17 protein-coding genes are annotated in these 20435 nt (G+C 52.5%); 7 read left to right on the top strand and 10 right to left on the bottom strand.

Annotation, left to right across the window (positions count from 1 at the left end; translation table 11 throughout):
- Positions 1-45: 45 nt before the first annotated feature.
- Both HCG48_RS02460 and HCG48_RS02455 read right to left on the bottom strand, forming a co-directional pair.
- Positions 46-270 carry a hypothetical protein gene (locus HCG48_RS02460; RefSeq protein WP_168567745.1) on the bottom strand — a complete coding sequence of 75 codons (225 nt, stop codon included), beginning with the start codon at positions 268-270 and terminating at the stop codon, positions 46-48.
- Positions 271-910: 640 nt separating this feature from the next.
- The gene (locus tag HCG48_RS02455; RefSeq protein WP_168567744.1) at positions 911-1588 is read right to left on the bottom strand and encodes a dual specificity protein phosphatase family protein; all 678 of its coding nucleotides are present in this window, start codon (positions 1586-1588) and stop codon (positions 911-913) included.
- A gap of 131 nt (positions 1589-1719) precedes the next feature.
- On the opposite strand from HCG48_RS02455, the gene egtC reads away from it, so the two are divergent.
- The 3 genes from egtC (at position 1720) to egtD (ending at position 4929) form a co-directional block, all read left to right on the top strand.
- Positions 1720-2511 (top strand): ergothioneine biosynthesis protein EgtC, encoded by a 792-nt coding sequence (gene egtC, locus HCG48_RS02450; RefSeq protein ID WP_168567743.1) that lies wholly within the window; start codon positions 1720-1722, stop codon positions 2509-2511.
- Between the two features lie 7 nt (positions 2512-2518).
- Positions 2519-3739 (top strand): SUMF1/EgtB/PvdO family nonheme iron enzyme, encoded by a 1221-nt coding sequence (locus HCG48_RS02445; RefSeq protein ID WP_168571699.1) that lies wholly within the window; start codon positions 2519-2521, stop codon positions 3737-3739.
- A 125-nt stretch (positions 3740-3864) separates the two neighbouring features.
- Positions 3865-4929: an L-histidine N(alpha)-methyltransferase gene (egtD, locus tag HCG48_RS02440; protein WP_168567742.1), complete on the top strand. Its 1065-nt coding sequence runs from the start codon at positions 3865-3867 to the stop codon at positions 4927-4929.
- 175 nt (positions 4930-5104) lie between these two features.
- Here the strand turns inward: egtD and HCG48_RS02435 are convergent, their stop codons facing one another.
- On the bottom strand, positions 5105-5350 hold the full coding sequence (locus HCG48_RS02435) for a DUF6737 family protein (RefSeq protein ID WP_168567741.1): 246 nt from the start codon (positions 5348-5350) through the stop codon (positions 5105-5107).
- A gap of 140 nt (positions 5351-5490) precedes the next feature.
- Here HCG48_RS02435 and HCG48_RS02430 point away from each other — a divergent pair, with 140 nt between their 5' ends.
- Together HCG48_RS02430 and HCG48_RS02425 are read left to right on the top strand one after the other, a co-directional pair.
- Entirely contained in the window at positions 5491-5805 is a 315-nt protein-coding gene (locus HCG48_RS02430; protein WP_168567740.1) for a hypothetical protein, read from the top strand.
- Positions 5806-5907: 102 nt separating this feature from the next.
- Positions 5908-7140 (top strand): DUF4336 domain-containing protein, encoded by a 1233-nt coding sequence (locus HCG48_RS02425; protein WP_168567739.1) that lies wholly within the window; start codon positions 5908-5910, stop codon positions 7138-7140.
- Between the two features lie 267 nt (positions 7141-7407).
- On the opposite strand, the gene HCG48_RS02420 is transcribed toward HCG48_RS02425, so the two are convergent.
- The 3 genes from HCG48_RS02420 to HCG48_RS02410 form a co-directional block, all read right to left on the bottom strand.
- Positions 7408-9141, bottom strand: a complete 1734-nt coding sequence (locus tag HCG48_RS02420; RefSeq protein ID WP_168567738.1) for a diflavin flavoprotein — start codon at positions 9139-9141, stop codon at positions 7408-7410.
- Positions 9142-9258: 117 nt separating this feature from the next.
- Positions 9259-10986, bottom strand: a complete 1728-nt coding sequence (locus HCG48_RS02415; protein WP_168567737.1) for a diflavin flavoprotein — start codon at positions 10984-10986, stop codon at positions 9259-9261.
- A gap of 278 nt (positions 10987-11264) precedes the next feature.
- A complete protein-coding gene (locus HCG48_RS02410; RefSeq protein ID WP_168567736.1) occupies positions 11265-14165 on the bottom strand; it encodes a GGDEF domain-containing response regulator in 2901 nt (966 codons plus the stop codon).
- Positions 14166-14225: 60 nt separating this feature from the next.
- Between HCG48_RS02410 and HCG48_RS25360 the strand changes: the two genes are divergently transcribed.
- Complete coding sequence (locus tag HCG48_RS25360) at positions 14226-14366, top strand: hypothetical protein (protein WP_210437152.1); 141 nt, start codon at positions 14226-14228, stop codon at positions 14364-14366.
- Between the two features lie 1044 nt (positions 14367-15410).
- Here HCG48_RS25360 and HCG48_RS02405 read toward each other — a convergent pair.
- A complete protein-coding gene (locus HCG48_RS02405) occupies positions 15411-17468 on the bottom strand; it encodes a GAF domain-containing sensor histidine kinase (RefSeq protein ID WP_168567735.1) in 2058 nt (685 codons plus the stop codon).
- A 312-nt stretch (positions 17469-17780) separates the two neighbouring features.
- On the opposite strand from HCG48_RS02405, the gene HCG48_RS02400 reads away from it, so the two are divergent.
- A complete protein-coding gene (locus tag HCG48_RS02400) occupies positions 17781-18560 on the top strand; it encodes a pantothenate kinase (protein WP_168567734.1) in 780 nt (259 codons plus the stop codon).
- A gap of 4 nt (positions 18561-18564) precedes the next feature.
- Here HCG48_RS02400 and HCG48_RS02395 read toward each other — a convergent pair whose 3' ends face one another.
- The 3 genes from HCG48_RS02395 to HCG48_RS02385 all read right to left on the bottom strand — a co-directional run bounded on the left by HCG48_RS02395 (position 18565) and on the right by HCG48_RS02385 (position 20402).
- Positions 18565-19389: an alpha/beta fold hydrolase gene (locus HCG48_RS02395; protein ID WP_168567733.1), complete on the bottom strand. Its 825-nt coding sequence runs from the start codon at positions 19387-19389 to the stop codon at positions 18565-18567.
- A gap of 47 nt (positions 19390-19436) precedes the next feature.
- Positions 19437-19892 (bottom strand): NUDIX domain-containing protein, encoded by a 456-nt coding sequence (locus tag HCG48_RS02390; RefSeq protein ID WP_168571698.1) that lies wholly within the window; start codon positions 19890-19892, stop codon positions 19437-19439.
- A 231-nt stretch (positions 19893-20123) separates the two neighbouring features.
- Entirely contained in the window at positions 20124-20402 is a 279-nt protein-coding gene (locus HCG48_RS02385; protein ID WP_168567732.1) for a redoxin domain-containing protein, read from the bottom strand.
- Positions 20403-20435 lie beyond the last annotated feature (33 nt).

Below are 20435 nucleotides of genomic sequence, written 5' to 3'. Positions count from 1 at the left end.
TTTGAGAAGGGGCGATCGCCGATCTTGCCGTGAAAAGGGGCGGTTTTAATGCAGAAGGGCTGAAATTTCATCGACGATTTGGATTCTGCCCCTACAAATCGATCTGAGCAGGCGATCGATCGAAAATCTCTCGTCTTCGCTGAGATGGTCTAAGTAAAAAATTGCCGCCATCAAGCCGTAGCGATCGGCTAAGGTGACTTGTCGGGTGCAACCGATTTGGGCGATCATCTCGGAAATGGCATGGGGTAGGAGTTGGATTGAAAAGTACATAATTCTTGTCGGACTTTTAGGTAAAGTTTCACAGTCCTATCATGTCATGATTTCTCAACGGTTTCGGTGATTCAAACCGAACGGAAATTGTGATACGATACCGCTTGGGAGGCGATCGCGATCTCTGAGATCGGGCGATCGTTTGCTCTCGTTCGTGCGATCGCGATCGCTGACAAAAATAAGGTTTGTTGATAAGGTTCAGAATAATCTTTTTTCAGAACAAATTGAGTTGATGATAGTTCGGCTCTGGCGATCGCTCCTCTCGAACAGATAAAGGGCTAACCTCCAGTCGTTGGAGGCGATCGCGTCCGAGCATTACCGGTCCTCCTCAAGCTCTTTATTTTCCTCGACTTCGGGATCCGCTACGATCTCTCGCACGGTAACGACATCGTGCGGATCTCCCGTAACCCGCAGCGCTCGGAATGAATGCGTTCTATTGGCGTTTGGATTGGATATCCGCTCGGACTCATACAGTTTAAAGGTCTAACAGCTTATCCGATCGACGAAAATCATTGAAAATTATAATTCTCGACAAATGTTATCAGCTCAATTCACTCGCTGTTTTAAGCTGTCATCCCCGTAAAAACAAGAATGACAGGAGGGGCGATCGCCCTTTTAAGAATAACTTTGCCAACAATTTTTATTGTACGGATTGCACGGGTTTAAACTGTTGTAGTAAACCTTTTTGAGATTGGCTTAAATTCACCCAAGGTCGGGCAGTTTTCAACATTTCTTCTGCTTCTCGGGCATTATCTGCCAATCCTCGGGCAATTAATAAGGCGCCCGCAACCGTAGCCGATCGCCCGTGACCGATCGCGCAATGTAAGTAGATATTTCCTTCCCAATCTACTAACTGTTCCACTAACTTCTGAAACTCCGCTTCACTGGGAACGGATGCATCTAACGTGGGCAAACATACATAAGATTTTCCCTCAATTACTTCTTTCAAAACCGGAAATTCAGCCGTTAAATCCACAATTAAATTAATATCTTGCGGTAATTCTCTCGCAAACGCCCGCCGTCCTAAAAAAATTCCCGGAGCTACTTCGTTATAACAATCTTCTTTTAAAATCCGATGTTCTAGATGCCAAATTCCCCAGCGAACGAGCAAATAAGGCAACATTAACATCAATGCCCAAATTGCCAAGCGTCCATTATCCTGTTTGCCAAATACCCGATAACCCAACCCCGCATAAGCTGCCGCGACCAACCAAAAACTGACTGCGGGCCATAAAAATAACCACCCCCATCCTTGGAGGGAAACGGCCAAAGTGGTAAAAAATAAACCTACTCCGATAAAGAGGACAATGTATTTCATGTTTTAGGCAGTTTTGGTTACAGTTAAGGTCATTGCATAGGAGATCTTATTGGAAAATTGGATAACTTTGCTAAAATAATTTAGATTTTTACCGATCGCCGCCACCCCAGATCTCATCATCTAAAATCCTTATGTGTCGTTTGTTAGGTTATCTCGGATCGCCAATCCAACTCGATCGCCTCCTGTACGAACCGGAACATTCTCTCGTCGTTCAAAGCTACGAACCCCGCGAGATGACCTCTGGCGTCGTCAACGCCGACGGGTTCGGGATTGGATGGTATCACCCCCGACGCCAAACCGATCCGTTTACCTACAAACATATTTTGCCGATCTGGAACGATATCAACCTCCCGCAACTCAGCCGCTATATCGAGTCCGGTTCGCTATTGGGATACGTCCGCAGCGCCACCCCGGGACAAGCGCTCGATCTGAGTAACTGTCAGCCTTTCGGCGATCGCGACTGCCTGTTCGTCCACAACGGCTTTATCAAAAACTTTCGCCACACCTTATATAAACCAATCCGCGATCGCCTCTGCGAGGAAATCTATCTCAAAATTCACGGAACCACCGACTCCGAGCATATTTTTGCCCTTTTTCTCGAAGAACTGCTCGAAACCGACGACGATCTCGAAAAAGCTTTATACGAGACCGTCACCACCCTCGCCAAACTTGCCCGACCGGATAACATCTCCCTTTCCGCCAATCTCATCGTCAGTAACGGACGGGAAATGGTCGCCTCCCGATTTGCTACCACCACTACAGCGCCCTCCCTGTACTGGTTACGGGACGATCGCCGCTTTCCCGACGCGGTGATGATTGCATCCGAACCCTTATTCGCAGGACACTGGAACCGTTGTCCAGAAAATAGCCTGATTCGTGTTACCGCAGACCTCGACCTCCACGTTTACCCCCTCCAATGCTGACCGGGCGATCGCCGAAAACCTGCGCGATGGCTTCATTCGCTGTCGCCAAGGCACCCTCGAACTCTTTGAGGCGATCGACGATTCCACCTTCCGCCATCAAGTTCACCCGGATTTTAGCCCCGTCGGTTGGCATCTCGGCCATATTGCTTATACCGAAGCCCTCTGGCTGCTCCAACATTGTGCCGGGATGGCGCCCTTGCGCCCGCAATATCACAAACTGCTCGCCGCCGACGGCTTACCGAAAAGCGAACGGGTGAATTTACCCGAATTTCCCGAAATTGTCGCCTATCTCGACGAAGTACGCGATCGCACCTTCTCTTATTTAGAGATGGCCCCGATCTCAGAACAAGAACGACTCTGGCGGTTTATCCTTCAACACGAAAGCCAACATACCGAAACCATCGGCTTTTTGCTCAACCTGCAACGCGGACCGTGGCAACCTACCGCCGATTCCCCCGCTTCCCCCGTCGCCGACCGATCCGAATCCGACGACATTGAAATCCCCGGCGGCGACTTCTGGCAGGGGAACGATCGCCCGGATGCCTTAGATAACGAGCGATCGAGCCATTTATACTCTCTCCCCACCTACGCGATCGACCGCTACCCGGTCACCTGCGCCCAATACCGCCAATTTATCGACGCCCGAGGCTATCAAACCCCCGCTTACTGGTCTCCCGAAGGCTGGAACTGGGTTCGAACCCATCAGATCGATCGCCCCCTATACTGGACGGGCGATCGTACCTTCGACACCCACCCCGTCTGCGGCGTCAGCTACTACGAAGCCGAAGCCTACGCCCGTTTCGCCGGAAAACGCCTCCCCACCGAATCCGAATGGGAAAAAGCCGCCAGTTGGAACCCCGACGGCGAGATCCAACAGCTTTATCCCTGGGGCGACCGCTTCCCCACCGCCACCCACTGCAATCACGATAACGCCCACCCCCACACCACTCCCGTCGATGCCTATCCCCAAGGCGCCAGCCCCTACGGTTGTTACGACATGCTGGGGAACGTCTGGGAATGGACCGCCTCCACCTTCGACCGCTATCCCGGTTTTAGTGCTTTCCCCTATCGCGGCTATTCGCAAACCTACTTCGACGGCGAACATCGGGTATTGCGCGGCGGTAGTTTCGTCACCCGTCCCTGGGCGATGCGCTGCAGTTTCCGCAACTGGTATCATCCCTGGATTCGCCAAATTTTCGCCGGATTTCGCTGCGCCCGTAGCCTGTAACCTGCTGATTTCTGTCCTCAGAAAAAAGATGCGATCGCCTTCCCATCAGATGGGACAATACCAACGGCAATCCATTTAAACTCAATTACACTGAGTTGCCCTGTACGTGCCTCCACTCAAACTTTATGACTTTTCCCCAATCCTCTGACTCCACTTCTCTCGCCGCCGATGCAGAGGCGATCGCGCGATCGTCCCTCCTCGAAAATCGCCTGCGCCTCGAACGCTTGATCGACCCTTCCGGAACCTCGGCGACGGAAATCGCCAACGCCGCCGATGTCGTCGCCGGGTTGACCCAAACTCCCAAAACCCTACCCCCTAAATACTTTTACGACGATCGCGGTTCCCAACTGTTCGAGCAAATTTGCGACCTGCCCGAATACTACCCCACCCGTACCGAAGCCGCGATTTTACGCCAATATGCCCCGGAAATCGCGAAATTAACCGGAAATTGCGAAATTGTCGAACTCGGTAGCGGCAGTTCGACCAAAACCCGCATCCTCTTAGACGCCTATCACGATTCTGACTCCCCCCTTCACTACGTCCCCGTCGATGTCAGTGGCGGCATTTTAGAAAGTAGCGCCCGCGAACTCCTCGTCGATTATCCGTCCCTCCAAGTTCACGGTTTAGTCAGTACCTACGAACTCGCTTTAGAACAACTACCCACCTATCTCCCCTCTCGCACGATTTGTTTTTTAGGCAGCAGTTTGGGCAATTTAAACCCCGAAGAATGCGATATCTTCTTCTCCCAAATTGTCGAAGCCATGCAACCGGAAGATTATTTTTTATTAGGCATGGATTTGCACAAATCTAAAGCAATTTTAGAACCCGCCTACAACGACGCCCAAGGGGTGACGGCTGCCTTTAATCTCAATATGTTACGCCATTTGAATTGGCGCTTTGACGGCAATTTTAATCCCGAATTTTTCGAGCATCGTGCTTTTTATAATGAAGAAGAACGGCGCATCGAAATGCATTTGCACTGCCTGCGATCCCACGCCGTTCGCCTGCGCGGTCTCGATTTAACGGTTAATTTTGAAGCTGGAGAAAGCATTTTAACCGAAATTTCGCGCAAGTTTGACATCGAACAGATGCAAAGTTATTTACAACAGAAACAACTTGCCCCCGTTCAATCCTGGACTGATGAAAATGGCTGGTTTGGCTTGTTATTGTGCCAACATCAGTCAACCTAAGTCAACCTCAGCCATCTACTTAGCAATCCCTGTGGTGCGGGCATCTTGCCCGCCTCTCTCCTTCACAGTTATTACTCGATCGCCTCCCCCTTATACCATTTTTCTAAAATCTTGATGGAGATGGATTGCTTGTAAGGACACGGCATTGCCGTGTCCCTAACCTCGATCTCTCTGATTATTTTTGAAAATCGGTATTACTCGTTTCTAATTCCCGATGATACTCTTGCATTAATTTCGGCCAAACCAACAGAAAAAATCCCATCCAGAGCGACACCGGAACCGCCACGATCGCACTCACCCAAATCAATTTAAAAAGCAACCAACTCCCCAAAATTAAACTAATTCCAGTTAAGGCGATCGACCACGGTTGACACCACCACGGTTTATAGCTCCAAGGATTAAACGGTTTAGTTTCTGACATCGCCTAAACTCCTCTAGATTAACTTACTCTAAATTAATTTATACCGTTTTTTGCGATCGCACTTCACACCCTAAATCTATTATTACTGTTTTGAGAACAAAGACTCACTAATTAAATCTAAAAAAATCAAATCTAAAATCGTGAAATCCCTATTTTTTATCCTGATTATTATCCTCTCATTCGTCCTCCCATCTCCCGTTTTTGCGGCCCCTTGCTATACCGTCAACGATGCAAATTTGGCGTCGCGAAGCTATCGCCAAATTTGCATCGTGCGCATCAAACGCAGCGCCAAATATCATTGGCAATATCGCGTCCAATTGCAAATCGACGGCGAAGTCCAACCGCGAGAACTCTGGAACTGTCGCGATCGCCTGCGAACCCACCGGGACGGTCGAACCCGCCCGTTTGAACCCGACGGAATCGGAGATCGTCTTTGTCAGATACTCGATCGCTAACCCGGGTTTTTATAACTTGCACGCCCTTGCTAAACTATCCAGTTGAACGATTAGATAAACATATTCTATGGCTGTTATCGATCGCAGGCAGGAGATCCACAAATGGCGACCCCTCCCCTAAACTGGCCCCCTACTGACAACCGTTTGTCCTTTCGGCGCGATCGCGCCTGGCCCTTCTGGCCGATTTTTCCCCTCTATCCCTACGGACAGCGCCGAACCCTGCGTCAAGAAGTCGTCAAAAACACGATCTGGACCTTCGATCAATTCCAAGGAATCTTATATGTCGTCGTCCCCATCCGCATGACCGTCGTTCGCCTCGAAAGCGGCGGTTTACTCGTCTACGCCCCCGTCGCCCCCACCCGGGAATGTTTGCGACTCCTCAACGAACTCGTCGCCCAACACGGCGAGGTCAAGTATATTATCCTCCCCACGGGATCCGGGTTGGAGCATAAAGTCTTTATCGGTCCGTTCGCGCGCCGTTTCCCCCAAGCGCGAGTGTTCGTCGCCCCCGGTCAGTGGAGTTATCCCCTCAATTTGCCGCTCACTTGGTTAGGCTTTCCCGGCGATCGCACCGAAGATCTACCCGCCGAAAGTTCGCAAACTCCCTTCGCCGACGAGTTCGACTACGCCATCCTCGGCCCAATTTCCCTCGGCTTGGGCAAATTTACCGAAGTCGCCTTGTTTCATCGCCGCACTCGCACTTTATTACTGACCGACGCGATCGTTTCCGTCCCCCAAGACCCGCCCGCCGTCCTTCAAGAAGACCCCTATCCCTTACTCTTCCACGCCCGCGACACCACCCTTGACGAGATAGAAGACACCGACGCCAATCGTCGCAAAGGCTGGCAGCGCATTTGTCTATTTGCGTTATACTTCCAACCGAGTGCCTTAGATGTGATTCCCTGGGGTCGGGCATTCCGCGAGGCATCCCAGGCGCGCGATCGCTCCAGAAAAGCTTATTTCGGTTTATTCCCATTCCGATGGAAACCCCATTGGCAGCAATCTTTTAATGCCTTAAACCATCAATATTTATTCGTCGCCCCGATCCTACAAACCCTCATTTTAAATCGCGATCCTCAAGCCACCCTCGCCTGGGTCGATCGCGTCGCCTCCTGGCAATTTCAACAAATTATTCCCTGTCATTTTACTGCCCCCATTTCGGCAACCCCCAACCAATTCAAACAAGCGTTTTCTTTCTTAAAAAAGAATCCTTACATCGTCGATCCGACCCTAGCCCGCGTCAAACTTCCTCTAGAAGATTTTGAATTTTTGGAAGAATTAGACGCCACCTTAAATCAGCGCGGTGTCACCCCTCCCGCCAAAGAAAAAGTCTAGGAAAATCGAACAATTGCCTTTGACATTTGACATTCCCCGTTGACATTGTCCGTCCTCAATCGGCGAGGATTCTTGGGCTGAATCTTGCCTTTACCCGACTGGTAGGGGGAACTGCGGCGATCGCCCCCTCTCAAACAGGGCTATTAATGTTTATTTTATGTTTATTTTATAAACAGTCTCTTACCGTCTAACTTTTAAACAGTTTTAGATTGAGGCTTGGAGTTTCCCCCAAAGGCGGGCATTTGGATATCTTGCCCGCCTTTGGGACTAATAATAACTTCCCGTTTTCCGATGATGCACCGCCGTCACCCCATTCGGATCGAGGACTTTACCATTGTCAACTCGGGCGTAAATCACCCAGTGATCGCCACATTCCATGCGGTTCTCGACGACGCATTCCAAATATGCTAAAGCATCCACCAACACCGGACAGCCGTTATTCGCTTCTTCAATTTCTAACCCAGCAAATCGATCCTCGCCGGGGGCGAAACGTTTCATAAACTGTTTCTGCACTTGTTTCTTGTCCTCGGAGAGAATGTTGAGGACGAACCGATCTCCCTTGTGGGCTAACGATTCCAACGCCCGATCTTTGGCGACAGAAACGGTTAAACCCGGGGGGTTAAAGGTGGCTTGGGACACCCAAGACGCCAACATCCCACTGATAACATTGCCCCGCTTGACGGACATCACACATAGGGAACCGACGATGCGACCGACGGCTTGGGCGGTGCGATCGCTCTGGGTTGCAGCGACAGAGGATTTCGGCGTCCGGCGTTTCTGGGCTTTACGCAGAAATTGAGCGAAATCGACGCCTGCTTCTTCGCATTCTTGTACCGTGACGTCGGTGGGTTTAAACTTGACCCGGATCGGTTCAAAACCGAATTTATATCCGGCATCTTTTAACTTCGTTTCGAGTAAATCGATCGCCTCGCCACTCCAACCGAACGACCCAAAAACTCCAGCTAATTTATTTTTAGAAGCACTATTGAGCACCACCCCCAACGCCGTTTGGATTTGGGTGGGGGGATGTCCGCCCAAGGTCGGCGAACCGATGATAAAACCGTCGCATTTCTCGACGGCGGCTTGAATCTCGGCGGGTTGGGCGTGTTCGCAATTGATGGTTTCGACGGCAATTCCCGCCCGGGTCAGTCCTCGGGAGATCGCATTGGCGATCGTGGCCGTATTGCCGTAAGCGGAAGCGTACAATAAGGCAACATTAAACTCTTTCTTACTCTGTTCCTCGGACCACTTACGATATAACCCCGTCAGTTCGGTCATCCCGTAGCGGACGAGGGGACCGTGTCCGGTGGCGTAGAGTTTAATCTCGGGTAATTCGGCAATTTTATCGAGGACGCCGAGAACGGGTTTACTTTGGGCGGCGTGGAGACAGTCGTAATAAAAGCGACGGTCTTCGCTGTAGATAGACCAGCCCTCATCGAGAATTTGTTCGCCGCAAACGTGGGCGCTAAAAAACTTATCGGTATAGAGAATTTTAGTGAGTGGATCGTAGGTAAACAGTTCGTCGGGCCAGCGTGGGGTGGGAAGGGGCAGAAACTGCAATTGGTGACCTTTGCCGAGATCGAGGGTATCTTCGCCGCGAACGACGATAATATCGAGCGATCGCCCCTCGAAGAATTGACGCAAACTCAACGCCGCCGGATTGGAACAGACAAAGGTAATTTGCGGCGCGCGATCGAGTAAGACTTTCAGGGTAGCGCCGCGATTGGCGTTGAAATGTCCGAGAATGACATAATCGATCGCCCCGAGGTCGAGTCGCTGACTGAGGGCGTCGAGATAGTTCTCGGTAAACGATTCTCCCGGGGGGTCGATCAGGGCAAGTTTATCGGCTTCGAGAATGAAGGAATTGGCGGTCGTTCCCCGTTGGAGGGAATATTCGATCTCGAATTTGAGCCGATCCCAGGTCCGCGATCGCAACACTCGCGTTTCTGGGGCGATCGTAATCAGTTGAACGTCTCGTTTTTTTATCGGTGTCTCTAACATGGGAGATTTTAGATTTTAGATTTTAGATTTTAGATTGAGGGAATTAGGAATTGGCAGGCAAGATGCCTGCCCTACAGGGGTCTCAGTCCCATCCCCGTCTCACAGACTGGGTCGATCTTAATAGTGATTGCCCACTTTGCGATGGTGAACGGCGGTCATCGCTTCGCTATTCGAGACCCGTCCCGCATCGACTTTGCTGTAGACGATCCAGTGGTCGCTACATTCCATCCGGCTGACCACTTCGCATTCGAGATAGGCGAGGGCTTCGCTTAAAATGGGGCTGTTGTTTTGCGCCTGCTGAGTTTTGACCCCTTCAAAGCGATCGGCGCCGGGGGGGAAGCGTTTGAGAAAATGCTTCATCAAGTTTTGGTACTTGTTCTCTTCGAGAATATTGAGAACGAAGGTATCGCCGACTTGCATTAAGGCTTCGATCGCCCGGTCTTTGGCGACGGCGATCGTGATTCCGAGGGGTTCAAAACTCGCCTGAGTCACCCACGATGCCAACATGGCACTGGCAACGTCCCCTTTTTTCGCCGTAATAATATAAAGTCCGCCGCTAATTCGTCCGAGGGCTTTATCGACATCGCTATCGAGAGACTTCATCTGTTTGATGGTCTTCTTGATACTCAGCAACTGCCCCATGTCGGTTCCCGCTTCGTCGCACTGTTTGTACGTCGCTTCGTTCGGGGTTTGTTCGATCCGAATCGGCGGAAAAGCTTGTTTTAAGCCCAATTCTTTGAATTTGACGCTGAGGGGGTAGATCGATTGGTCGTTCCCCCCGCCGGATTCGAGCAGTCCGATCGCCTGTTTGTCGTGGGCGCTGGCTAAAATGGTTCCGATCGCCGTTTCGGCAATATCCGCCCCGGGTCCGGAAATCGGCGGCGAGGCGATCGCGATTCCCGTCGCCAGACCGACGAGTTCGCGTACTTCGTGGCTGTCGGCGGATTTGAGATCCATCATTTCGACGTTGACCCCGGTTTTGGTAATCCCGTGGGCGATCGCTTGGCTGAGGCGATCGCTGTACCCGTAATCGGAGAAGTAGAAGACCGCGACGGTGGTTTCTGCTTTCGCTTGCGCCTGACTCCACTCTTTATAGCGTCCGGTCAGTTCGCCGATGTTGTAGCGCAGCAACGGCCCGTGTCCGGTGGCGATCGTGCCGATCTCACCGAGTTTGTCCATCCGTTTGAGGGCGGAGAGGACCGATCGCGCGTTGGGCGCCATCAAGCATTCGTAGTAAAAGCGGTAATCGGCTTCGATCGCGCTGAGGTCTTCGTCGTAAGTGGCGTCGGAACAGTAGTGCATTCCGAACGCATCGCAGGTAAACAGGGTTTGGGTACCGCGATCGTAGGTAAAAATCGTATCGGGCCAGTGCAAGTTGGGCGCGCTGACAAATTCGAGGACATGTTCGTTCCCGAGGTCGAGTTCGTCGCCACTTTTGACGATTTGCCGTTCAAAAGGGGTGTGGACGAGGTTTTCTAAGAATTGGATCGCGACTTTGGCGCCGACGACGGTAATCTGCGGCGCGATCGCCAAAATATCTTTGACTAAGCCACTGTGATCTGGTTCGGTGTGGCTGATAATCAGGTAGTCGATTTCACTCGGATCGATGTGCTGGCGTAACACTTCGAGGTAGCGATCGCGGAATTTGGCGTGGGAGGTATCGACCAGGGCCGTTTTTTCCCCTCGGATGATGAACGAGTTGTAGGTGGTTCCGTTTTGCAAGCCAAATTCGATGTCGAAGCGATCGCGGTCCCAGTCGAGCGATCGGATCGTGGTCGTATCTCGGGCAATCTCCCGAGTTTCTAAGGTTAAGCGCGGTTGAGCGCGATCGGTGAGGGCTACCATCCGCTATTTCTCCTATGCTTGAACGAACGTTGAATATTTAGTTATTTGTTGAGGGCAGATTTTCCAGATTTTTTCCCGGCTCCCCTTGGCAACGCGGGTTGACAAAAACAAATTCTCTAATTCCTTTTCTTTACAGATTGTTACATATTTTAATCGTAAATTTTAATTAATTTTCTTATGGGTTGGCATAAGAAGAGTAAAACGGGGGAGAGAGTGAAGGAGCGGCAGAAACGCGTCCGGCGTCGTTTCGCCAACGGGATCGACAGACTCCCGACGCCCTACTCCCGACGCCCCACTCCCTCCACATTAGCGATCGCCGGACGCGGTGTAGCAATCTGATAACCTTGCACGTAGTTGACCCCAATCACTTCGAGTTTTTCGAGAATATGGGGAGTTTCGACGAGCTGGGCGATCGTTTGAATCCCCATCACTTGTCCCAAGCGGACGATCGCCTCGACAATGGAAAAACTGAGGGGATCGGAAATATTTTTAATAAAATTGCCGTCAATTTTAAGATAGTCGATCGGTAAATACTTAAGATAACTCAGCGAAGAAATACTACTGCCAAAATTATCGATCGCGAAGTGACAGCCGATCTGTTTGAGAAACCGAGTCAGGGCGATCGTTTGGGCCATGTGCGTTAAGGTCGTCGTTTCCGTCAACTCGAAACAGATCGAATCAGGGGCGATCGGGTAGCGGCGGAACATCTCTTGCAGAAAGCCGATAAAATCGTCGTCATCGACACTCGCAGAAGATACATTAATCGAATAAAGCGGCATTTCTCCCGCCGAACCCCGGGCGATCGGGCTTTGTGGGTCGGCCAAACAAGCAAACAAAGTGCGAATGACCCAGCGATCGACCTCGGGCATTAAATTGTAACGTTCCGCCGCCGGAATAAAAGCCATCGGGGGAATCGAGCGATCGCGTTCGTCCACCATCCGCAAGAGGATTTCGTAATAGGGCTGCCGCACATTTTCCGTAGACATTAACGGGACAATTTCCTGCACGTAAAGACGAAAGCGATCGCCGTCGATGGCGTTGACAATCCTCGAAAACCACTGGGTTTCGGTGCCTTCATCGCGATCGGACGTTTCTCCAAACTGATAAAGATGGACCCGATTGCGTCCTTCGTTTTTAGCCGTATAACAGGCAGCATCTGCCGCTTTTAACACCGACGAAGCGCGATCGCTGCGATCGTCGATCGTCACCACCCCAATACTCGCACCAATACTAAAAATTTTGTCGTGCCATGCAAACCGAAAATGTTCGATCGTCTTGCGTAAGTCGTCGGCTATTTCCAGGGCGCGTTTGACGCAACAATCGTAAAGTAACAAACCGAACTCGTCGCCCCCCAAGCGGGCCAGGGTATCGGTTTTGCGAACCCGGGTCTCTAATAATCCGGTGACCTGACGCAGCAGTTCGTCCCCGGCGAGGTGACCGCAAGTATCGTTGACGATTTTGAAGCGATCGAGATCCAAGTAGCACAGTGCGTGCTGGTGACCTTCTCGTTTCGCCCGTTCGATCGCCCGTTCCAAACGAGAGTTAAACTCGGTACGGTTGACCAATCCGGTCAGAGGATCGTGACTGGCTTGCCAAGAAAGTTGACGGGCCCGGGTGCGTTGTTCCGTGGCGTCGTGAAACACCAGCACCGCCCCGACAATGGCGCCATCGCGATCGCGGATGGGGGCGGCAGAATCGCCAATTGGATATTCCCGACCCTGCAGATCGACGAGGATCGCTTGTTGGGAAAGGGTGACAATTTCGCCCTGACGCAAGGCGAGATCGGCGGGATTGGCTAGAGGTTGGCGGGTGGCTTCGTCGATAATTTGAAAGACGCGATCGACACATTGTGTTTGGGCCTCCTCGTTCGACCATCCGGTGAGCATTTCCGCCACGGGATTGAGCAACTGCACTTTCCCCAAAGCGTCGGTGACCAAGACCGCATCGCCGATCGATCGCAGAGTCACTTGAGCGAGTTCTTTTTCGCGATCGAGGTCTTGTTGGAGTTGTTCGATCTCGGTAATGTCGATACACGAGCCGATATAGCCGACAAACTCGCCATTTTCGTGAAATCGCGGCACTCCGGTATCGAGAACCCAGCGATACTCGCCGTCCGATCGCCGTACCCGGTATTTGCGCCGGAAGCGATCGCTCTGGGCGTAAGCCTCGTGGTACAGTTGCCAAAACCGTTCTCGGTCTTCCGGATGGACGATCGCCTCCCAACCATCCTTTAAGGCTTCGGCGAGACTCAGTCCGGTAAAGTTGAGCCACGGTTGGTTAAAAAAGGTATAGACCCCTTCCGGGTCGCTCAACCACAGAAAAACAGGGGCCGTATCCGCCATCGAACGAAAGCGCGTTTCGCTTTCTTGTAAGGAGGCGATCAGTTCGATTTTTTCTTGTTCCGATCGCTTCCGTTCGGTGATGTCGGTTTGGGATCCGGCCATCCGATAAGGGGTGCCGTTTTCGGTTTGCAAGACCAAACCGCGTACCAGCATCCACAGATAGTGACCGTGGCGATCGCGAATCCGGTATTCGCATTGTAAATCTTCCGTTTCCCCACTTAAATGATCTGAAATCGCTGCTTTTAAGCCGGGCAAATCGTCGGGGTGGACGCGATCGAACCACTGGGCGATCTCATCGTCCAATTCGTCCTCGCCGTAACCTAACATCGATTTCCAACGCGGCGAAAAATAGACCGTTTGCGCCTCTAAATTCCAATCCCAAATGCCATCGTTGGCGCCGCGAACCGCTAACGCATACCGTTCTTCACTGTGGCGGAGGCGATCGAGCAGTTGGGTGCGTTCCAAGCAAAAGCGGATCGATCGCACCAGCAAGACGGGGGTGATCTCTCCTTTAATTAAATAGTCCTGCGCCCCCGCCCGAACCGCTTGCAAGGCCATATCTTCGTCTTTGAGTCCCGTCAAGACCACCAGGGGCAATTGGGGCGCGGCGGCGTGGGTATCTTTGACCGTTTCCAATCCTTGGCGATCGGGTAACGATAAATCTAACAAAACGATATCAAACTGTTCGCGACTCAATCGATCGAGGGCGTCCTGAAGAATTCGCACGTGGACGAGTTCAAAGCAAATTTCACTCGAACAGAGTAAAAACTCCTCCAGCAGCTCCGCATCCGCCATGCTATCTTCCACTAACAGAATTTTAAGTGCCTCGTCGGTCATTGGTAATTGCGATCCGATCGGATCGGCGCGAACAGACTCTCAACAACAGGATGAAATTGCATGAATAAAGGCAATTTTAAAGTTAACCGGGACATTTGGAAATTACAGATCGCTTCAATAAAAATCCCCTTAAGTTTGACGGTCTATTGCACTGTGTCGGTCTTCCTCCTCGATCGCCTGTCTCTATTCTTAAAAAAATGACGATTTCCTCGGCTTTCTGCGGGCTTTCAGGGGGGGGAAACAAGTTTAAACAGGTTTTGTCATCTCCTTTTTGAGAAAGACCGAACCCGCAAAGACTGGCCTCCCATTGCCGACGGGTATCGATTGAAGGAGATCGCAAACAGGCGAACACGATAACAGGTGAAATACGGCGATCGATACCCTCTCGTTTTGAGCGATTCGCAGGGGAAAGATCGGCAGACTGGCTCACACCGATGCAAAACAAGAGCAATCCGGCAACAAATCTAGTATATTCTCATGCTTCCTCGCCTGAGTTACTTTTCCTCTATCCGACGCCGAACACTCCGTCGCACTCCCTCGGAATGACAACCGCTCGTGTTATTTCATGGACTCGCACGCCGGGAATCCCCTTACCGTCGAGTAGCATGACTTCTTTAGTTTTAACAAGTTCTCCATTGAAGGGAAATTGCGATCGCCGCGAAATTTCCTCCCCGAAGTCTCTCCCCTATGGATCGCCGAAATCGTCGAATTCAGGGCGATCCTTCTCAGCAGGATCGCCGACGAGAGCGAGATCGATAAAGGCTTAAAATAATCTGTCGCCGCGATCGCGATCGATCCAGAAGGACGGGCGAACACGGCAAGTTTTGAATCGACATTTATTTGAAAGGGAATGATTATATAGCAATCCTCAATCATTGAGGATTGCTATATAGCATTTTCCTCTGCTATGCAAGACATTTAGATCCCCCTAAATCCCCCTAAATCCCCCTTTCAAAGGGGGGTTGGGGGGATAGCGGGATCGGCACCGTACCCGATCGGACACCCGAGTACTGTATATAAAATTCCAACTTCAAGTGAGATCGGCCAAAGCTTATCCCCGTACTGGGTAAGCGGTTCGCCATTGAGATCCCCATTGAGATGGGCAAGCAATTGCAGCCTGCGGGGAATGCGAGCACCCCATAGAAATGCTCGACAGCTTGAGGGTTAAAGATCGCCCGAAGATCTGCAAAATAGCAGGAGCGATCGCCCGAATTTCGATCCTTCTGTTGCCGCAAATTTTGACCCTTATCCCCTCGGTTGGACTGTCTCTAAGCGCACGGGCAGTTCGATTGTAAATGTCGTTCCCCGTCCCGGTTCGCTATCGCAGTGAATCCGCCCGCCGTGACCTTTAACCACGGCTTGGTAACACAAAGACAGTCCCAGACCCGTTCCCTTTCCGACGGGTTTGGTCGTAAAAAATGGATCGAAGATCTGCTTTTGAATCTCCGGAGCGATTCCCGGTCCATTATCGCCAATGGAAATTGCGATGGTCTCGCGATCGAGCTGTCGAGAAGTGAGTGTTAATTGACCGGGTGTTTTTTGAGTTTCGATCGCGTCGATCGCGTTCGCCAATAAGTTAAAAAAGACTTGATTGAGTTGACCGGGAAAGCCGTAAATTTTCGGTAAAGCGGCCAAGTCTTTGTGAATGGCGATCGCCGGAGTCAAACGATGTTGGAGCATGGTTAACGTCGTTTCCAAACCTTCGTTAACGTCGGTCAACTTATATTCGGCTTCGTCGAGATGGGCAAAGTTACGCAGGGTGAGGATAATCGAACGAATGCGCTCGCTTCCCTGACTCATGGAGGCGAGAATTTTAGAGAAGTCCTCCCGGATATAATCGAGGTCGAGTTCGCTGTCGATGGCGGCGATCGCCTCCGGGGCGTCAATGAGGGTAGCGTAACGTTGCAAGCCCCGTTCGAGACTTTGGGCGTAGTCGCGCGCGTGGGGGACGTTGGCGTGAATGAAGTTATTGGCGTTATTAATTTCGTGGGCGATTCCGGCGACCATCTGCCCCAAACTGGAGAGTTTTTCGCTTTGGAGGAGTTGTTGTTGGGTCGTTTGCAGTTCCTCTAAAGTCGCTTGCAGTTGTTCGGTTTGGGCCTGGTAGCGATCCGCACTTTCGCGCACTTGGGCGTACAGTTCGGCTTGTCCGATCGCGATCGCGAGACGATCGCCGAGTTGTTGGAGCAAGTCGATTTCGTGGTCTTGCCATCGGCGGGGGTTGTCGCATTGGTGGGCGATTAACAAACCCCACAAGCGATCGGCGATCGCGATCGGCACGATCGCGTTAGCTTTAACGTTGAGTTGGGCTAAAAAGTTGACGTGACAGGGGTCTAACCCGGCGGTGTGGATGTCGTCGATCGCCCGAACACGACCGTTTTGATACCGTTGTCCATATTCCGCTTTAAAACAATTGTCGCCGATCTCCTGTCCCAAAATGGACGGCCAAGGAACGGCGAGATCTTCGACGACGATTTCCCCCTGCCAGTCTTGTGTAAATTGGTAAATGACGACGCGATCGGTCGCGAGCAGTTCTCTAACCCCGCGCACGGCAGTTTTTAAAATGGTTTGCAGGTCGAGGGTGCTGCGAATTTGGTCGGTGACCAGACGCAGTAAGGATTCCCGTTCGGCGGCGGCGCGGGTGGCGCTGTAGAGACGCGCTTGGTTGATGGCGATCGCCAGTTGGGAGGCGACCCCTTCTAAGAGTTGACATTCCCACTCGGTCCATTCTCGATAGCGATCGCATTGATGAATCCCGAGAATGCCGTTGACTTCTCCTTGATAGCGTGTGGCGATCGCCAGCATCGACTTGATCCCGAGACCTTCGACCATTGCGGCGACTTGCGCACTCATACCGGGAAATTGGTCGAAGCGGGTAACGGCGAGGGGTTCGTTTTGCCGCATCAACTGTTGTAAGTGCGGGTTATCGTCGATCGGGACTTTCAATCCCTGTTGGCTGGGATAGTCGTCTTGCTTGTATTCGCCGCGCGTGATCAAGACGCTTTCGTGTTCGGCTTCGTTGACTAAAATACTGACCCGGGAGCAGTTTAAGGTGGAAGCGAGCAAGGTGCAGGCGGTTTGCAAGACGCGATCGAAATCTAAGGTGCTACGCACGGCATTGTTGATTTCGTTGAGCAGTTCTCCCAAGCGCACCTGTTGTTCCAATTGGTGAATTCGCGCTTCGCAGGTGTTCTCGACCGGATCGCGGGGTTCGGCGATCGGCTCGGGTCTCGGGATCGCGGACGCTTCAGGCGCATCGACAAAGGGTAACGTGCAGTAGGGGGGATAGACTTTGACCAACATAAGCGTGTCACCTGAGATAGGGGGATAGGGAAATGGGGAAAGATGCAGCCGTCTTCTTGTCGTTTTGTTTAGAATGGTAACAAAAATTTATAATATTTTTATATTCCTTAAAGCAGAGATGAAAACCGGGTTAACTCTGACTGGAGAGAGGGATCGAGACTGAGGAGGGCGAGCGAGGGGGGAAATGGGCGAAATTGGGACGGGAAGGGGACGCCGAGGGCTGGTTAGGGAGCGATCGCCGGAAATCGTCGATTTTCCAATTGCTTTTTCAGCTAAAAATTCAAACAGGTAAAATAGCAATTTTCAATCCTGATGTGGTGGTTAAGTTTATCGATCGGCAATTCGCGATTGCACTGGGGTTTGTGGTGCGAGAATTCCCTGGAAATCACTTGGAACAGTGGTTATTTAGGGGACGATCGCGTTACCGAAGTGATTCGGGGGTGGCAAGAGGGGAAATTGTGGCCGTCCGGGGGGGAAGTCGAACCGCGCGATCTCGATGGGATTCCAGAGTTGGCGATCGCCTCGGTCGTTCCCGAACAACAGGGGCGGTGGCAAGTTTATCCGCATTCGCGCACCCTCGGTATAGCCGATCTGCCCTTGCAAAACCTCTATCCCGGGTTAGGGATCGATCGCGCTTTAGCCCTGTTGGGGGCGGGGACTCGCTATGGTTGGCCCGTGTTGACCGTCGATAGTGGAACGGCGCTGACGTTGAGTGGCGCCGACGGCGATCGCGCCTTCGTCGGGGGGGCGATCCTGCCCGGGTTGGGCTTGCAGTTTTGCACCCTCGCACGCCAAACGGCGGCGCTGCCGGAGATCGCCGTTCCGAAGACCTTGCCGCCACGCTGGGCGACGAATACGGCGGACGCGATTCGCAGTGGAATTGTTTATACGTTAACGGCGGGAGTTTGTGAGTTCGTGCGGGATTGGCGACGTCAGTTCCCCGAGAGTGCGATCGTCCTGACGGGAGGAAATAGTGAGGAGGTGGCGGCGTATCTGCGGGCGATCGCCCCGGATATTGGCGAACGGGCGATCGCCGATCCGGATTTGATTTTATGGGGGATGGGCGAGGTTTATCGATCCGGGAAAGTCTGAGCCATTAGCGCTCTTCCACGGTTTCGACGCAATGGCGGATCCGTTGGGCGAGCAAGTCCGGGAGTCGTTCGGGTAAGTTGTCGCCGCCGTCGGCGATCGCGTGTAATTCGGCGTGGGGAACGAGACTGGCGTAGGTTTTGCACAGGGCGATCGCCTCCGGGCGATCGTCGTCGCCGTGGAGGAGGGTGAGGGGAATTTTCAGCCAACTGAGGCGGTCTTGGAGCAGTTCCGCTTGAATTTCCGCTTCGCGACGGTAAAAGAGTAATTGGGAGGCGGCGAAGGGGTCTTGCAACTGTTGCAAGTGGCGGCGCCAGCGACTGACCCGGCGATCGCCGCGCAGCAGTTTGGCGAGGGGGAACAAGGTTTGTAAGAGGCGATCGGCAAATCGGAGCAGGTTGAGGCGCGATCGCTCGCGGCGCCAGCGATTTCGCAAGCTTTCGACTTCCACGCCTTCCGGAGAGAGCAGCAGCAAACCGCAGGGGCGATCGGGGTATTTTAAGGCGTAGGTCGCCGCCACCCACGCCCCCAAGGAGTGACCGACGAGGAACACCCGAGGTTCGTTGAGGGCTTCGAGGAATTCCTCGATCGCCTCAGCTTCGAGGGTAATGGAATAGTGGATATCCGGGCGTTCCGACTCGCCAATCCCCAATAAATCGAGGGCGAAACAGTGATAGCGATCGCCGAGGCGTTCTAAAATCGGCACCCACTGGCTGCTATCGTGCCAGGATCCGTGTAAAAACAGCAGGGTCGGGCCTTCCTGACCGACTTCGCGCCAGAACAGTTGGCCTTGAGAGAGTTTGATGCGAGCATTTCTGACAGGTAGAGACATCCGATTGTCTGGCACGATCGACGGGTTAGACGGACAGCAAAGGTGATTTAGGCGACTCGGGTGGTTCCGTTGAGGTAGTCGAGCAGTTGTTGCTCGTGGTCGTGGGAGAGGTGTCCCAAGGGGAGGTCTGTCAGCTCAAATGCCCTGACATCCATAATTTCTAGCGTATCGTGAATTTGCATCTTTCCTCGCACGTCGGCGGCGATCGCCACGCAGATCGAGTGAATGCGCGGGTCGCGATCGGGAGAGGAATAGATCCCGACCAATCGCGTCGTCTCGACCAATTCTAACCCCGTTTCTTCGGCTAATTCGCGCCGGAGGGCGGTGGGAATGTCTTCGCCCCAATCCACCATCCCCCCGGGGAGGGCCCACTTGCCATTATCCCGGCGGCGCACCAACACGATCGTGCCGTCGGGTAATCGGGGAATGATGCTGGTTCCGAGGACGGGATGGCGGAAAATGATGCCCAGCACGGTTTGTACGAACTGCCACAAGCGACGCATAAATACAGGGAGGGTGATCTCGTAGGTGACGGTCGGCGCGGGTTGAATGGCGATTCTGCTTTGCAGACGCCGCGCGAACGGCGCGATCGCCTCCACCAATCTACACGAAACCCGCACCCCTCTTTTTTACAGCATCGTTTGGGTGAAACCCCCATAGGTCACCTAAAGTCTCGCGAATACCAAGGGCTGTATTGAAGTGAGGCGATCGCCATTTTTGTTAAACGTGCGATCTCACAATAGTCCGAACAGTTCGATCGCGTGGGTGGCGGGTTTGACTTTGCGGTAAATTTTTTCGAGAGTTCCGTCAGGGGCGATCGCGAAGGTCTGACGGTAGACGCCGACGAACTCCCGTCCCATAAATTTTTTCGGGCCGTAACTGCCGTAGAGAGTGGCGACTTTGCCCTCGGGGTCGCACAGTAACGGAAAGGGAAGTTGGTGTTTTTGGGTAAATTTAGCTACTAGGCGGGAAGCCCCGCGCTCTCCCGTTGGCGAAGCCTGCGCGAAGCGCATAGGGGAGCATCGGGATGAGAGCCGCGCTTGCTG

The organism is Oxynema aestuarii AP17, assembly GCF_012295525.1.
GTDB lineage: Bacteria > Cyanobacteriota > Cyanobacteriia > Cyanobacteriales > Laspinemataceae > Oxynema > Oxynema aestuarii.
The sequence above is the reverse complement of the archived record's forward strand: the minus strand, read 5'-3'. Positions and strand labels throughout refer to the sequence as shown.